This window comes from Streptomyces hesseae (assembly GCF_031845785.1).
Lineage (GTDB): Bacteria > Actinomycetota > Actinomycetes > Streptomycetales > Streptomycetaceae > Streptomyces > Streptomyces hesseae.
This window is the reverse complement of record NZ_JAVRFI010000001.1, coordinates 718,396-734,004: the sequence shown is the minus strand read 5'-3', so window position 1 is coordinate 734,004 and position 15,609 is coordinate 718,396. Positions and strand designations below refer to the sequence as shown.

Annotated in this window: 10 protein-coding genes and 2 pseudogenes; 5 read left to right on the top strand and 7 right to left on the bottom strand. The window is 72.2% G+C overall.

Annotation, left to right across the window (positions count from 1 at the left end; genetic code table 11):
• Positions 1 to 56 precede the first annotated feature (56 nt).
• Entirely contained in the window at positions 57 to 3,005 is a 2,949-nt protein-coding gene (locus RM609_RS02785; RefSeq protein ID WP_311607564.1) for an AfsR/SARP family transcriptional regulator, read from the top strand.
• Positions 3,006 to 3,431: 426 nt separating this feature from the next.
• Here RM609_RS02785 and RM609_RS02780 read toward each other — a convergent pair.
• The 3 genes and pseudogenes from RM609_RS02780 to RM609_RS02770 all read right to left on the bottom strand — a co-directional run.
• Positions 3,432 to 4,391 (bottom strand): annotated as a pseudogene (locus tag RM609_RS02780) (penicillin acylase family protein); the annotation flags it as partial.
• A 46-nt stretch (positions 4,392 to 4,437) separates the two neighbouring features.
• On the bottom strand, positions 4,438 to 5,763 hold the full coding sequence (paaK, locus tag RM609_RS02775) for a phenylacetate--CoA ligase PaaK (protein ID WP_311607562.1): 1,326 nt from the start codon (positions 5,761 to 5,763) through the stop codon (positions 4,438 to 4,440).
• 162 nt (positions 5,764 to 5,925) lie between these two features.
• Positions 5,926 to 6,351: a hypothetical protein gene (locus tag RM609_RS02770; RefSeq protein ID WP_311607560.1), complete on the bottom strand. Its 426-nt coding sequence runs from the start codon at positions 6,349 to 6,351 to the stop codon at positions 5,926 to 5,928.
• 184 nt (positions 6,352 to 6,535) lie between these two features.
• On the opposite strand from RM609_RS02770, the pseudogene RM609_RS02765 reads away from it, so the two are divergent.
• A pseudogene (locus RM609_RS02765) lies at positions 6,536 to 7,219 on the top strand (MMPL family transporter); the annotation flags it as partial.
• 547 nt (positions 7,220 to 7,766) lie between these two features.
• Here the strand turns inward: RM609_RS02765 and RM609_RS02760 are convergent.
• Together RM609_RS02760 and RM609_RS02755 are read right to left on the bottom strand one after the other, a co-directional pair.
• Positions 7,767 to 8,123 (bottom strand): beta-ketoacyl synthase N-terminal-like domain-containing protein, encoded by a 357-nt coding sequence (locus RM609_RS02760; protein ID WP_311607659.1) that lies wholly within the window; start codon positions 8,121 to 8,123, stop codon positions 7,767 to 7,769.
• A 251-nt stretch (positions 8,124 to 8,374) separates the two neighbouring features.
• Positions 8,375 to 8,974, bottom strand: a complete 600-nt coding sequence (locus RM609_RS02755; protein WP_311607557.1) for a TetR/AcrR family transcriptional regulator — start codon at positions 8,972 to 8,974, stop codon at positions 8,375 to 8,377.
• 91 nt (positions 8,975 to 9,065) lie between these two features.
• Here RM609_RS02755 and RM609_RS02750 point away from each other — a divergent pair, with 91 nt between their 5' ends.
• From RM609_RS02750 to RM609_RS02740, 3 genes are all read left to right on the top strand, one after another.
• Positions 9,066 to 9,761: an SDR family NAD(P)-dependent oxidoreductase gene (locus tag RM609_RS02750; RefSeq protein WP_311607555.1), complete on the top strand. Its 696-nt coding sequence runs from the start codon at positions 9,066 to 9,068 to the stop codon at positions 9,759 to 9,761.
• Positions 9,762 to 10,023: 262 nt separating this feature from the next.
• Positions 10,024 to 10,431, top strand: a complete 408-nt coding sequence (locus RM609_RS02745) for a YciI family protein (protein ID WP_311607554.1) — start codon at positions 10,024 to 10,026, stop codon at positions 10,429 to 10,431.
• 8 nt (positions 10,432 to 10,439) lie between these two features.
• Complete coding sequence (locus tag RM609_RS02740; protein WP_311607657.1) at positions 10,440 to 11,585, top strand: RNA polymerase sigma factor; 1,146 nt, start codon at positions 10,440 to 10,442, stop codon at positions 11,583 to 11,585.
• A 160-nt stretch (positions 11,586 to 11,745) separates the two neighbouring features.
• On the opposite strand, the gene RM609_RS02735 is transcribed toward RM609_RS02740, so the two are convergent.
• Both RM609_RS02735 and RM609_RS02730 read right to left on the bottom strand, forming a co-directional pair.
• Positions 11,746 to 13,674: a phosphocholine-specific phospholipase C gene (locus tag RM609_RS02735; protein ID WP_311607552.1), complete on the bottom strand. Its 1,929-nt coding sequence runs from the start codon at positions 13,672 to 13,674 to the stop codon at positions 11,746 to 11,748.
• Between the two features lie 237 nt (positions 13,675 to 13,911).
• Positions 13,912 to 15,546, bottom strand: a complete 1,635-nt coding sequence (locus RM609_RS02730) for an acyl-CoA synthetase (protein ID WP_311607550.1) — start codon at positions 15,544 to 15,546, stop codon at positions 13,912 to 13,914.
• Positions 15,547 to 15,609 lie beyond the last annotated feature (63 nt).

Here is a 15,609-nt window from a genome sequence, read left to right as displayed (position 1 = left end):
TTGATACATTCCCGATGCTTCTTCTATGCACGCGCTGGTGATCCCCGGAGTGACGTATGCGGTTCATGGTCCTCGGCCCGGTGGAGACCCTGGCCCCCGGTTCGGAGCCGCCCGGGCTGGCACCCCGTCATCGGGCGGTACTGGCCTACCTGTTGCTCCACGCCGGGGTCGCGATCAGTACGGACCGTCTGGTTGACGCGATGTGGGGACCGCTGCCGCCGGACTCGGCCCGCGCACAGATCCAGACCACGATCGCCGCGATCCGACGGATGCTGCGCGCTTCAGGAGCCGACCGGATGCTGTCCACTCAGCCGGCCGGGTACGTGATCGCTCCCGAGCCGGGACAGCTCGATCTGCACGAGTTCACCAGCCTGATCGCCAAGGCATCGGCCACCTCTGCCGACCCGTTGGACACGGTGGGCCAGATACGTACCGCGTTGGCGCTGTGGCGGGGAGAGCCGCTGGCCGACATCACCGCCCATTACGTCCAGGGCGTCAGAGCACGCCTGAACGGGCAGCGGCTGACCGCCGTCGAGCGCCTGGCCGACCTGGAACTGTCCCTGGGCCGTCACGACGACCTCATCGACGAACTGACCGTCCACGCGGCGGCCAGCCCCTTGCGGGAGCGGCTGTGCTGCCAGCTGATGCTCGCCCTGCACCGCGCAGGACGCCAGGCCGACGCGCTGCAGGTGGCCAGAGAATTCCGGGCGACCCTGGCTGAGGAGCAGGGACTCGACCCCGGCCACGCGTTCAGCAAGCTCGAACAGGAGATCCTGCGTGACGAACCCGCCCTGCAGCCACCGGCCGCCGAGCCGGCGACGACGCGGCGGGTCAACTTCCTGCCCTTCGACGTCCCGGATTTCACCGGACGCGAGGGCGAGCTCGACGGGCTGACCCGCCTGTGGACGAGCAACAACAGCGGAAGCGTGACGATCGCGGCGATCGACGGGATGGCCGGGGTCGGCAAGACGACGCTCGCGGTCCATGCGGGACACCGCCTCGCGGACCACTTCCCGGACGGGCAGCTGTTCGTCGACCTTCAGGCGCACACCGCGGGTCAGGAGCCGCTCGACGTCGGTGCCGCGCTCGAGATCCTCCTGGGCCAACTCGGCGTGCCCGCGGCACAGGTCCCGGCATCGGCCGCCGATCGCGCCGCGCTGTGGCGCTCCGAACTCTCCGGTCGTCGCGTGGTGGCCGTGCTGGACAACGCCCTCGGCGCCGACCAGGTGCGCCAGTTGCTGCCCGGCGCCTCCCGCACCCTCGTCCTCGTCACCAGTCGCCGACGGCTGACCGACCTGGACGGTGCACACGCCCTGTCCGTGGAAGTGCTGCCTGCCGCGGACTCCGTGGAGTTGTTCACGGCGATTGTGGGCGAACGGGCGGCCGCCGAACCACTCGCCGTCCTCGACGTGCTCCAGTTGTGCGGCTTCCTGCCGCTGGCCGTCCGCATCGCCGCCGCCCGGCTGCACCATCGCCCCCGCTGGACCGTCGAATATCTGGCCGCCCGACTCCGCGACCAGCGCCGCAGGTTGTCCGAGCTGGCCACGTCGGAGCGGGGCGTGGCCGCAGCGTTCACGCTGTCCTACCAGCAGCTGACTGCTGATCAGCAGCGTATGTTCCGGCTCCTGGGGCTGCAGCCGGGCCGTGACATCGGCGCCGAGGCGGCCGCCGCGCTGGCCGGCCTCCCGAGCGAGGAGGCCGAGACGCTCCTGGAAGACCTCCTGGACGCCCACGTCCTGGCACAGCACCAGCCGGGCCGCTACACCTTCCACGACCTGCTGCGCGAACACGCCCTGGCCACCGCGGCCACCCAGGAACCCTCCGATGTCCAGCGCGACGCCGTCGGACGACTGTTCCACCACTACCTTCACACCGCGAGCACGGCCGTCGACCACCTCTACCCCGAGGGCAAGAGCCGTAGACCACGCATCCCCGCACCGACCACGGAACCCTCGTTCCTGCTGGACGAGACCGAGGCCATCGCGTGGCTGGACGGAGAACGCGCGAACCTCATGGCGGTCGCCCGGCACACCGCCGACCACGACTGGCTCCCCTACCCCAGCCAGCTGGCCGCCACCTTGCACCGTTACCTGCTGGGCCACGCTCACCAGGCCGACGCACTGGACCTCCACGGCCTCGCGCTCCGGACGAGCCGACGAAGCGGGGACACGGCCGCCGAGGCCCGCACGCTCCTCGACCTCGGCGAGGTGCACTACTGGTGGCACGGAGCCTACGAGCAAGCGGCCGAGTGCTACCTGCGCGCCCTGAACCTCTCGCGCGACGTCGGCGACCAGGGCGCCGCGGCCCGCGCCCTGCAGAACCTCGGCACTCTGTACTCCCGGCGCCGAGAGTACGACCGGGCCCACGACCACTGCCGGCAGTCCCTCGCGCTCTTCCGTGAACTCGGCGATCGCGCCGGCGAAGCCAGATCACTGACCGAACTCGGCATCATCCACGAGCGCCGAGGACGATTCGAGGACGCCCACGACCATCACCGCCAGGCGCTCCAGCTGCATCGCGAGAACGGATCGCGCATCGGCGAGATCGTCGTCCTGAACAACATCGGGCTGCTGTACCAACGGCAGGGCCACTTTGACGAGGCCCGACACCGTCATCACGATGCCCTGCAGCTGAGCCGCAGCTTCGACTTCCCCGGCGACGAGGCCGAATCCCTCAACGCCCTGGCGGAAGCCGCCCGTTCCATGGGCGACCTCGCCCGGGCCACGGCCGAACACGACACGGCGCTGACCCTCGCCCGCGAGTTCAGCTACCTTCCCGAACAGGCCCGCGCCCACGCCGGCCTGGCGCACGTCCACCGCGACCTCGGCCGGATCGGCGTCGCCCACGACCACGCCCGACAGGCCTTCGACCTGTACACCGCCCTCGCCGTGCCCGAGGCCGAGGAGATCCGCACCTTCATCACTGACCTGCCGCCGACCCCGGACGGGCCCGAACCGCCGGAGACGACGGGCCGAGGGATGCCGGCCTGCCTCGCAGGCGGTTGACGTACGGTCCCCAACCACCGGGAGCATCAGGAGAGTCGTCGCTGCCAGCCTCATCGGGAGCACCATCGAGTGGTACGACAACTCATCCGATCAGAGCTACGACCTGCGGTTTCCCTGTCTCTGACGCAGGAAGGAGGGGAGGCGCCCCCAAGGCTCTGATCGACGGGGAACTCCGCAGCTGCACGGCCGTTCCAAGGCGCGCCAGGCAGGGGCTGCAGGTCGAGGCCGGGCTCTGTGGTTTCAGGCCAGGGCTCGGCTGCGCGGGAGCCGTGACCCGAAGGGGTTCCGTCCTCCTGTCCACGTCCGGCCACATCGGGCTTGCGCGAGAGGGAGCGTGACGCGCGAAGAGGACACCCGTCCGGCGGGGAGTCGCCCATCGCCGGACGGTGGACCTGGCGGAGGGGGGCGGCGCGCTACGACGATGCTGCGGTCCGGCTTGCCGTCCACCAGATACGCGTACGGGTCGGAGGGCGCGGTCTTCAGCTCGTACACGTTTATGGGCACGCCCGTGGACACGGTGTGGCTCCAGGCCGTATGGGCGTTGTGGCCGATGGAGATCATCGGGAGGCCGAGCAGCGAGCCGCCCGCGACGTCGAGTTCACCGGGGATGGTCAGCTGGGACTGCCAGAAGCGGCGGCCGCCCTCCCAGGGGTAGTGCGGATTGCCGAGCAGCAGCCCGTGGCCGCCGGCGGTGGTGGAGCCCGAGAAGGCCACGGCGTTGGAGCCCATGGCGGCGTCGCGGCGGGAGAACAGCGCGCGGGCCGCCTGCGCGGGATCCGCCGGCGCCGGGGCGCTCTTCGGCCGGGACGCGTCGGGCTTGGACGCGGCGGGTCCGGACGGGGGTCTGGCGCCGGTGATGCTGTCCGCCACGGCACCCTGACCGCCGAGGACGGTGATGGCGTAGCCGCGCCGGGCCACGTCCAGCGCGGTGACGGGCCGGATCCAGTCGGCGCCTTTGCACGCGGGGTCGGTGACACGGTTCTGGCGGAGCCAGGCGTTGTAGCCGGCGGCCCAGCCGTGCATCAGCTCCTTGGCCTGGTGGCTCGGCCCCACCGGCGCGGGCTGGTCGAGGAGCTTCTCCACGGTCCGGGCGTCGTTGATCCCACGGAAGAACAGGTCGCTGGAGAGGTTGTCGCCGGCGTCCGACAGGGAGCGGTCGGCCTTGCCTTCGGGGCCGAAGTGGCGCGAGCGCTCCCCGCGCAGGCTGACGAAGCCCTTGGCGAGCTCGCACACCTGGTCGTTGGCCTGGGCCCAGCCCGAGCCGAAGCCGACGTTCGCGTAGTCCTTGCCGACGATGTGCGGGATGCCGTACTCGGTATAGCGGATGACGGCGGAGAGACCGTCGCCCGACGGGTGTCCCGTACGCCCCGGGCCGGCGGCCGCGGCCCCGCGGCCACGTACGTCCCCGCGGTTGACCTCCTTCTCCGCAGTGTCACTTGGGGCGTTCGTCGACGATCCGTTTGAGCTTGCCCAGGGACCGCTCCAGGGTCTCGGGATCCACTATCTCCACGCCCGCCGTCACCCCGATGCCGTCCCTGATCCGCCGCTCCAGCTCCACGGCGGCCGCCGCGCGCCGTTCCTGCGTCGCGTCCGGCCGTGCTTCGGCGCGGACCGTGAGGCGGTCCAGCCGGCCCTCGCGGGTCAGCCGCAGCTGGAAGTGGGGTGCGACGCCGGCGACGTCCAGCACGATCTCCTCGATCTGCGAGGGGAAGAGATTGACCCCGCGCAGCACGATCATGTCGTCGCAGCGGCCGGTGATCCGCTCCATGCGCCGGAAGGCGGGCCGGGCGGTGCCCGGCAGCAGCCGGGTGAGGTCGCGGGTCCGGTAGCGGACGAGGGGCATGGCCTCCTTGGTGAGCGAGGTGAGGACCAGCTCCCCGTGGGCGCCGTCGGGCAGGGGCTCGCCGGTGACCGGGTCGACGATCTCCGGGTAGAAGTGGTCCTCCCACAGATGCGGGCCGTCCTTGGTCTCCACGCACTCCTGCGCGACGCCGGGGCCGATCACCTCGGAGAGCCCGTAGATGTCGACGGCGTCGATCGCGAAGCGCTCCTCGATCTCGCGGCGCATCTCCTCGGTCCAGGGCTCGGCGCCGAATACGCCGACGCGGAGGCTGGTGCTCCGGGGATCGATGCCCTGGCGCTCGAACTCGTCGAGCAGCGTGAGCATGTACGAGGGGGTCACCATGATGACCTCGGGGCGCAGGTCGTGGATCAGCCGGACCTGGCGGGCGGTCATGCCACCGGAGGCGGGGACGACCGTACAGCCGAGCCGCTCGGCTCCGTAGTGGGCGCCGAGCCCGCCGGTGAACAGACCGTAACCGTAGGCCACATGGACCGTGTCACCGGGCCGGACACCGGCCGCGCGGAGGGAACGGGCCACCACGTCGGCCCAGACATCCAGATCGCGCTCGGTGTAGCCGACGACGGTCGGGGTGCCCGTGGTGCCGCTGGAGGCGTGCAGCCGCCGGATCCGCGACCGCTCCACCGCGAACATGCCGAACGGGTACTGCGCGCGCAGATCCGCCTTGGTGGTGAAGGGGAAGCGGGCGAGATCGGCCGGCGTCCGGCAGTCCTCCGGGCGCAGCCCGGCGGCGTCGAACGCCTGCCGATAGAAGGGGACGTTGTCGTAGACATGCTGGAGCGTGGCGCGCAGGCGCTCCCGCTGGAGCGCCTCCAGCTCCCCGCGCGACATCCGCTCCGCCGCGTCCCACGAGTCCGCCGGTGAATCCGCCCGTGAATGCGCACGCGCGTCCGTCATCGTCTCCCCCTGCCCCGTCGTGACCCCGAGTACCCGACCGATCGTTCGGTAGATTCGATGGGATCAAGTATCCAGGGTCACAGCCGGGAGTCAAGAGGTCCTGAGGCCGCGGCCGCGCCCGTGAGGGCCGTCCGCCCCATGGGCCAGTGGCGTCCCCGTGGGTCAGCGGCGTACGGACACCCGGAAGGAGCCCGCGAGTGAGCCGACGCCCTGGGTGGAGCAGTGCATCATGCGCGGCGTGCCCACGGTGCCGACGGTGACGGTGTGCCCGGACAGCGGTCCGGAGCGGACCTGGATGGTGGGCAGGGGGCCGGCGGCCGACCAGTCGTCGACGCGTGCGGCGACGCCGAGTTCGGAGGTTCCCCAGGGCGGTCCCCCGCGGTACGCCGTCCGGTACCAGGTCACACGTCCGCTGCCGGTCACGTCCCTGACGCCGTTGCAGCTCGCCAGGCCGGACATCCGCAGGACGACCTCGGCCGAGCGTAGGCCGGCGGCGGTGCCGTCGGGTGAGACGCAGTGGTCGAGCAGCAGCGTGCCGCGCACTTCGGTCCGCAGCGGGCGGCGGCCCAGGGGCGGAGAGACGACCACGGGCGCCTCGGACGCGGTGTGTCCTTGACAGGTCTGAACGAGGGCGCTGGCCGCCCAGCCCGGAATCGCCGGCGTGAGTGATCTGCCGATGCCGATGCCGATGCCGTTGCCGGTGCCGGACGGGCGAGCCGGGCACACCGCCTACCGCCTGGTCGGGCTCACCGGCAGCGCGAAGTAGCGCCAGGTGTGGGCCGTCGCGCAGCAGAAGGCCTTCGCGAACGCCGCCGGGCAGGCGTCCGGCCAGGCCGTGAGCGCCAATCTGCTGAGTGTCACGGCGGCCGCCACACAGATGCAGGAGAAACTGGCGCCCTCCTTGCGGCTGGCCGACGCCCTGGCCCTGTCGGTGGCCTGCCTGGCACTGCTCCTCGTGCTGCGGCGCCCGGCGCCGGCCGCGCTGTCGCTCCTGGTCTCCGGTGCCACGGTCGCGGTCACCCTGGCCCTGCTCGGCCACCTCCCCGGTGTCTCGGTCGACCTGTTCACCGCGGCGACCACGTCCGCCCTCGGCCTGGGCGTGGGGTTGGACTACGCGTTGCTGCTGCTCATGCGCTTTCGCGAACACCTGGCCGCCGGTGCCGACGGGCCGCGGGCGGCGGTGGCCGCCGTCACCACGGCGGGCCGGACGGTCGCGTACTCCGCCCTGACCGTGATGACCGGCGCCGCCAGCCTGCTGGTGGTCGGCATGCCCCTCGTACGCGGCTGCGCCCTGGGCGCCATGGCCGTCACGGCCGCGGCCCTCCTGGCCACCGTGACCCTACTGCCCGCCTGTCTGGCGCAGTGGCCACAGGCGGTGGCGGCTCCCCGGCCGGTCCCCGGCGCCGACCGCGGCACCGCGCCCGGCGGCTGGGAGCGATGGGCCCGGCAGCTGATGCGCCGTCCGGGGCGCTACGTCCTGGCGGCGCCGGCCGTCCTGGCCGTGGCCGCCTGGCCGGCCGCGGGGCTGCGCACCGGCTTCGACTTCGACCGCGGCGCCCTGGCCGGCACGCCCGCCGGCACGGCCCTGCGCACACTGGAAACCCACGGCGCGGCAGGAGCGGCGGCCACCGTCCTGGTGGCGCTTCCCCATCCCGGCACGCCGGTCGTCGAGGGACTGCCCGCGCTGATGGACGCCCTCCACACCGACCCGGACATCGCGGTGAGCGTCCCGATCGACAACGCCCGGGACACCACCGTGGTGCTGGTGCTCCCCCGTACCGCGATCGACGCCGACCCCACCGCCGCCCTGGTCGAACGGCTGCGCCACCGGATCCTGCCCCGAACCCTGCCGCCCGGACAGGCCGCCCCGGTGGGCGGTGCCGCCGTCGCACTCGCCGACCAGCGCGCGCTGATCGGTGACAGCGTCCTCACGGTCGCCACCTGCCTGCTGACCGGAGCGTTCTGCTGCCTTGTGATCGCCTTCCGCAGTCTGGTGCTCCCGCTCAAGGCCATCGCGGCCAACCTCGCCATGACCGCCGCCACCTTCGGTCGGCGATTTTCACGACCTCCGGGACGTAGCGCTCGAGCGACCCGTTGCCGGTGCCCACCACCACCCCCGCCCGCGCCGCCGGCCACTCCCGTGGAACCAGGCGCGCGTCGGCGACCGCCTCGCGCGCGGCAAGAACGGCCATCGCCGTGAACCGGTCCAGACGGGCCGCCGATCGCCGCCCGAGCAGGACGCCGACGTCGAAGCCGGGAACCCGGCACGAGAAGTCCGTCGGCAGCCCGGCCAGATCGGGGTCGGTGGCCGCGGTGGAGACGCCGGAGAGCAGGCCCTGCCAGGTGGCGGGCACACCCATACCCGCCGCCGTGACCAGGCCCACTCCGGTGACCACTACGTCTTGGTGCCGCAACGATTCACTCCCCGAGCGCGGTCCCTGGTCCGCGGTGCGCGAGGAGATCCTCCGCCCTGCCGACCGCCCGGTCCGACACTATGCGTCAGGGTGCGAACGGTTGCCTTCACCGGCCGAGGCCCGGTCGTGTCCTTCATCCGTTCGGATGCGTTTACGAGCCTCAGCGGCGCCTGAAGTCACACGGGCAGAGCGGACCGTCAAATCGAGCGGGGCCTGAGCAGGTTTTCGACAAGAGCGTCCACCAGGCCGCTGGGGATGCTCGCCCCCGTCAGGGCGCGGTAGACGATCGGGCCGACAAGGGCGTCGATCGTGGCGTCGGGGCCGAGAACGGGCGAGATCTCGCCGGCGTCGATTCCGCGCGCGAGCATGTCCCGTTCCTGGTCACGACGCGGGCCGAGATAGCGCTGGTGAAAGCTCTCGGCCGTGCCGGGATCGTGCTGCGCCTCGGCGATGAGCGCGAGCAGGACCTTGCCGGCGGGGTCGCCGGTGAGGAATCGCGCGAAGTCGCGGAGGTAGCCACGGATGCTCTCCGCCGTGGGCTTCTCCGTCGGGACGGGAAGGTGTTTGCCGCTGTCCTCGATGAGTGTGTCGAGGAGGATCTCGACCTTCGAGGGCCACCAGCGGTAGATCGTCTGCTTGGCGACGCCGGCGCGGCGCGCGATCGCCTCGACGGTCAGGGCGCCGAAGCCGTGTTCGGCGAGCAGATCGTCCGCGGCGTGGAGCACAGCGAGCCGCGCGGCCTCGTCGCGCCGGCTGCCGGAGCGCGGCCTGCGGGGCTGAGGGCTGGCTGAAGGCATGCGAGACACCATACCCGGCAGTAGCCCCGCGGGTGTTGTATAGACGCAACGGTGCGTCTAATCTAAATTTCCCCACTGCGAAGGAGTGAGCATGTCGACCACCTCCAACCGCACGGCCCTCGTCATCGGAGCCTCCCGAGGGTTAGGACTCGTACTCGCCGGCGAACTGGCTCGACGCGGCTGGCACGTCATCGCCACGACGCGCCGGAACGGCGGCGAACTGCAAGCGAACGCCGATGCCTCGAACGGCCGGCTGGAGATCGAATCGCTGGAGATGACAAGCTCGGAAGAGCTGGCCGCGCTCCGCGAGCGACTGGAAGGCCGTCGGCTCGATCTGCTCTTCGTCAACGCCGCGATCAACCGGGGGAACCTGCCGATCCACGAGGTCTCGACCGACGTGTTCACCGAGGTGATGACCACCAACGCGTTGAGTCCGCTGCGCGCCCTTGAGACCCTCCGCGGACTCGTCGCGCCCGGCGGAACCGTCGCCGTCATGTCTTCCGACCAGGGCAGCATCTCGCGGAACACCGACGGCGGCTACGAGCTCTACAAGGCCAGCAAGGCCGCGCTCAACCAGCTGATGCGCAGCTACGCCACCCGCCACGCCGACGACGGACACACCAAGCTGCTCATCGACCCCGGCCACAACCGGACCGAGCTCGGCGGACCCGACGCTCCACTCGACCCCCAGGAGAGCATCCCGGCCGTCGCCGACGTCCTCGAAGCGCAGACCGGCGCCCCCGGCCTTCAGTTCCTGGACCTCCACGGCGAGACCGTCCCGTGGTGAAGCGCTGGGCCGGAGCGCCGGGGCCCGCGCCCCTTCCGAGACCGGATGCCGTCGAGGGCGCCGAGGACGAGGATTGACACGCACCCGCTCCCGGCGCCGTTCGTTGGACACGGAAAGTCCCGCGCCGGGACGGCTCACCGACAGGCTCGTCCCGTCCACGAGAGCCCAAAAAAAGTCGGACGGCGATGTCGAGAACCCGTGACCGGCTCCGTCCCCGCAATGAACGCGACCACAATGGGCCGCACCAGCGAGGAGAAACACGATGGCCAAGTACTTGCTGCTCAAGCACTACCGCGGCGCCCCGGCCTGCGTCAACGACGTGCCCATGGACCAGTGGACGCCGGAGGAGATCTCGGCACACGTGCAGTACATGAACGACTTCGCGGCCCGGCTCGAGAAGACCGGCGAGTTCGTCGACGGCCAGGCGCTCGCCCCCGAGGGGACGTGGGTCCGCTACGACGGTGAGGGGCGCCCGCCGGTCACCGACGGCCCGTTCGCCGAGACCAAGGACCTCATCGCCGGCTGGATGGTGATCGACGTCGACAGCTACGAGCGCGCCGTCGCGCTGGCCGGGGAACTGTCGGCCGCCCCCGGGGCGGGCGGGAAGCCGATCCACGAGTGGCTGGAGCTGCGCCCGTTCCTGGCCTGCCCGCCCACCATCACGGAGTGACCTCACCGATGGACGAGGCCCTGCTCCGGAGCCTCACGCCGAGCGTGCTCGCCATCCTCGTCCGCCGCGGAGCCGACTTCGCGGCGGCCGAGGACGCCGTGCAGGACGCGCTCGTCGAGGCGGTCCGCGTCTGGCCCGCCGACCCTCCGCGGGACGCGAAGGGCTGGCTGGTCACCGTGGCCTGGCGCAAGTTCCTCGACGCGATACGGGCGGACACCGCCCGCCGCCGGCGCGAGGACCTCCTCGACGAGGAACCGGCGCCCGGCCCCGCGCCCGCGGTGGACGACACGCTCCAGCTCTACTTCCTGTGCGCCCACCCGTCACTGACGCCCTCGTCCGCGGTCGCGCTCACACTGCGCGCCGTCGGCGGGCTCACCACCCGCCAGATCGCCCAGGCCTACCTGGTACCCGAGACGACCATGGCGCAGCGCATCAGCCGGGCCAAGCGCACGGTCTCCGGCGCGCGCCTCGACCGGCCCGGCGACGTCGCCACCGTGCTGCGCGTCCTCTACCTGGTCTTCAACGAGGGCTACTCGGGCGACGTCGACCTCGCCGCCGAGGCCATCCGGCTCACCCGGCAGCTCGCGGCCGCCATCGACCACCCCGAGGCGGCGGGGCTGCTCGCGCTCATGCTGCTCCACCACGCCCGGCGCGCCGCCCGGACCGCGCCCGACGGCAGCCTGGTACCGCTCGCAGAGCAGGACCGCGGCCGGTGGGACACCGCGCTGATCGCCGAGGGCGTCGCGATCCTCCAGGCGGCCCTCGCCCGCGACCGGCTGGGCGAGTTCCAGGCCCAGGCCGCCATCGCGGCCCTCCACGCCGACGCGCCCACCGCCGAGGAGACCGACTGGACGCAGATCGTCGAGTGGTACGACGAGCTCACGCGCCTGACCGACAACCCCGTCGTCCGGCTCAACCGCGCGGTGGCCGTCGGCGAGGCCGACGGACCGCGCGCCGGCCTGGCGGCACTCGCGGCGCTGGACACCTCACTGCCCCGCCACGCCGCGGTGGCGGCGTACCTCCACGAGCGCGACGGCGACCTGGCGACGGCGGCACGGCTGTACGCCGAGGCGGCCCACAAGGCCCCCAACCTCGCCGAACGCGACCACCTGACCCGACAGGCCGCCCGGCTCAACGCCCGCCGATGCCGCTGACCCCGGCGACACACTCGTCGTTCCCTCGCGCATCGCCGGTTCGGCGTGAGCCCGCCCCACTCGGTCCGTCCACGGCGGTGGCCGGGAGCGCGGAACGCGAGGGCGCGCAGGGAGCCGTCATCGGTTCCCTCACGCGCCCTCGCGGCGGGGCCCGAGGGCGTCAGGCGTGGACGCGCCCCGCGAAGCGGCGCTCGAAGCCGTCGCCCACGTCGGCCGTGACGCTGTGGTCGTAGCCGCCGTCCTGCTCCGCCGTCAGCGTCAGCCGGGCGCTCCCGCCCGCCGCCACGGTGACCCGCTGCCCGTCGGAGACCGTGAAGACGACCGGTGCGCCGCCGCCGTTGGTGAGCGTGAGGCGCAGCGAACCGGGCGTGGCGGGGTCGGGGGTCACGGCGGCCTCCGGGTGCCCCTTCGTGCCGTCCGACCAGGTGCGTACGTCGCCCTTGAAGCCGCGCAGATAGCCGTCGGGGCCGTGCAGGTCGACGTCGTACTTCCCGCCGCCGTAGGTCAGGGCGCTGAAGTAGTCGCTCGCCCCGCCGCCCACCGGGACCGTGTAGTGCCATGCCGCATAAGCGCGGTAATTGACCGTGTAGGCGCTGAAACCGGCACCGAGCGAGCCGGTGTTGACCACCTTGAACCACAGTCTGCCCGTGGCGGTGTCGGTCCAGGACGTGGTGTCGAAGCCGTAGCCCGTGCGGCGGGCGGGCCGGGTGCCGGGCTCCTGCGTCGGCTGCGGCTGGTCGGCCGGGGGCCGGGCCTCGGGGAGGGAGTGCTGCCGGTCGCAGGCGGCGACGAGCGCGGTGGTGTCCGGCAGCGCGGGGAAGGAGACGTTCTTCGAGGCGAAGTCGAAGGCGTTCATCAGGTCGCCGCAGACGGTGCGCCGCCACGCGGAGATGTTGGGCTCCTTGACGCCCGTCCAGTTCTCCAGGAACCGCAGGGGCGAGGTGTGGTCGAGGACCTCCGAGTGGACGTGTCCGCCCCGGCTCCACGGCGAGATCACCGTCATCGGCACCCGTGGCCCCAGCCCGATCGGCGCGCCGCCCACGAACTCGTCCGGCGTGCCGGCCGGGGGGACCGGCGGGGCCACGTGGTCGAAGAAGCCGTCGTTCTCGTCGAAGTTGAGGAACACCACCGTCCTGGCCCAGACCTCGGGGTGGGCGGCCAGCGACTCCAAGACGTACTTCGCGGTGAAGTCGGCGCCGTACGCGGGCGGGTAGGCGGGGTGCTCGGACTGGTTCTCGGGAGCGACGACCCAGCTGACCGCCGGGAGCCGGCCCGCCGCGACGTCCTGGGCGAAGGCGTCGGCGGGGCGGCGCAGCATGCCGTTGTCGTACAGGGACGAGCCGGGCTTCGCGGCGCGGAACCGGGTGAACCAGGCCAGGGGGTTGTCGTCGTAGTTGTCCTGCTGCTGGTAGACGCGCCAGGAGATCCCGGCCGCCTCCAGGCGTTCGGGATAGGTCGTCCAGGAGTAGCCCTTCTCGGAGTTGTCGGTGACGGGCCCGCCCTGCTTGCCGCCCGGGTCGACGGTCCCCGTCCACTGGTAGAGCCGGTTGGGGTTGGTGGGGCCCTGGACGGAGCAGAAGTACTGGTCGCAGATGGTGAACGCCTCGGCCAGCGCGAACTGGAACGGGATGTCCTCGCGCCGGTAGTACCCCATGGTCCAGGCGCTCTTGGCGGGGATCCAGTTGTCGTAGCGGCCGCTGTTCCAGGCGCGGTGGGTTCCGGACCAGCCGTGGTCGAGGTCGCGGACCCGCTGGGCGTCGGTGGTGGCCGTGTCCAGGTGCCAGGGCCGCACCACGCTTCCGCCGAGCGGGCCGAGCGTCGTCTGTCTGAGGACGTCGGAGCCGCCCGGGAAGCGGAGCGAGGAGCGGTCGCCGAAGCCGCGTACGCCCTTGAGGGTGCCGAAGTAGTGATCGAAGGAACGGTTCTCCTGCATCAGGATGACGACATGGGCGACGTCGTCGAGCGTGCCGGCGGGGGAGGTGGCCGCCATCGCCTGCTGGAGCGACGCGGGCAGCGCCGAGCTCAGGGCCGTGGCCGCGCCGGTGGCGGCGGCCGCGCCGAGGAAGCCGCGACGGGTCAGGGGAGTCATGGGATCTCCTGGGACCGGGGGAAAAGGGAAGGGCGGGTTCAGTGAAGGGCGCTGGGGTGACCGCCCGCCGCATCCGAGGTGTCCGGCGGCCCAAGAGACGGTGTGGGATGGGTCGGGCCCGGCCGCCCACGTCCGACGGGTCCTCACTGCCCACGCCCGACGGGCCCCGCCGCCCGCGTCGGCGGGGCGCGACGTTCAGGCCCCCGATCTCCGTTCGTGCCGGCGGGGCCGCGACGCTCAGGCCCCGGATCCCCGCTCCGCCACCGCCCGGGCCCAGCGGTAGTCAGCCTTGCCGCTTGGCGAGCGTTCGACCCGTTCCGTCAGGACGAGCCCCCGCGGCACCTTGTACCCCGCCAGCCGCGCCCGGCAGTGCGTCTGGAGCGCTTCCAGGGTCGGGGGCGCCGTCCCCTCCCGGGGCTGGACGACCGCCGTGACGCGCTGGCCCCAGCGGGCGTCGGCAACGCCCGTGACCAGCACGTCGTAGACGGCCGGATGGGCCTTGAGGACCTGCTCGACCTCCTCCGGGAAGACCTTCTCGCCGCCCGTGTTGATGCACTGGGAGCCGCGCCCCAGGACGGTCACCACCCCGTCGGCGTCCACGGTCGCCATGTCGCCGAGCAGCACCCAGCGCTCGCCGCCGACTGTGAAGAAGGTCTCGGCCGTCTTCGCCGGGTCGTTGTGGTAACCGAGCGGCACGTGCCCGCGCTGGGCGATACGGCCCGGCACGCCCGGGGCGACCGGCCGGTGGGTCACCGGGTCCACCACGGCCGTACGGTCGTTGACGCGCAGCCGGAAGCCCCGCTCGGGGCCGGAGTCCTCGGTGGCGGTGCCGTTGAAACCCGACTCGGAGGAGCCGAAGTTGTTGACGATCCGCACCCCGGGCAGCAGTTCCGCGAACCGCTCGCGCACGGCCTCCGACAGCACGGCACCCGAGCTGCTGACGCCGATCAGCGACGAGCAGTCGGTCCCCCGCAGCGGCCCGGCCAGGGTCTCCGTGAGCGGCCGCAGCATCGCGTCGCCGACCAGGGAGACATTGGTGACCCGCTCCCGGGCGATCGTGCGCAGAGCTTCCTCGGGCATGAACTTGCGGTGCAGGACCACCTTCTGCCCGAGGAGGTGGGCGATGAGCGCGGTGAGGGTGGACGTGCCGTGCATCAGCGGCGCGGTGGGGAAGAAGACCAGGCCCTCCCCGCCCGCCGCGACGCGCTCGGCCACCTCCTCCGGCCGCTTCACCGGCTCGCCCGTCGGCGCGCCCCCGCCGAGCCCGGAGAAGAAAAGGTCCTCCTGCCGCCACACCACGCCCTTGGGCATACCGGTGGTGCCGCCGGTGTAGATGATGAACCGGTCGTCGCCCGAGCGCGGTCCGACGGCGTCGCGCACGGTCGTGACGGACGCCTCGGCCTCGGCGAAGTCCACTGGGGCGATGGCCGGTTCGGGGGCGTCGGCGGACGGCGTTCCCACCCGGACGAGGTGGCGCAGCCGTCCCCCGGACCGGGGGAGGGCCGCCGTGACCCGCGCGGTGAAGGAGGCGTCGAAGACCAGCGCGACCAGGTCCGCGTCACGGTAGAGGTAGGCCAGCTCGTCCTCGACGTAGCGGTAGTTGACGTTGACCGGCACGGCCCGGATCTTCAGGCAGGCCCAGAGCGTCTGCACGTACGCCACGCCGTTGTAGAGGTGGAGCCCCACGTGGTCGCCGGGGCCGACGCCGCTGTCGAGGAGGTGACCGGCGAGCCGGTCCGCCGCCGTGTCGAGCTCCGTGTACGTCAGCCGGCGTTCGGCGCCGCCGCCGGGGAGGTCGAGCCGGACCAGGGCCTCCCGGGCGGGGACCACGTCCACGACCGATTCGAGGAGATCCGCGAGGTTGTAGTCCACGGCGGTCATTAGAGCGCCGGGGGGTGTCGACCGGAAGGGCCGTGACCCAAGAAATCTGACGAT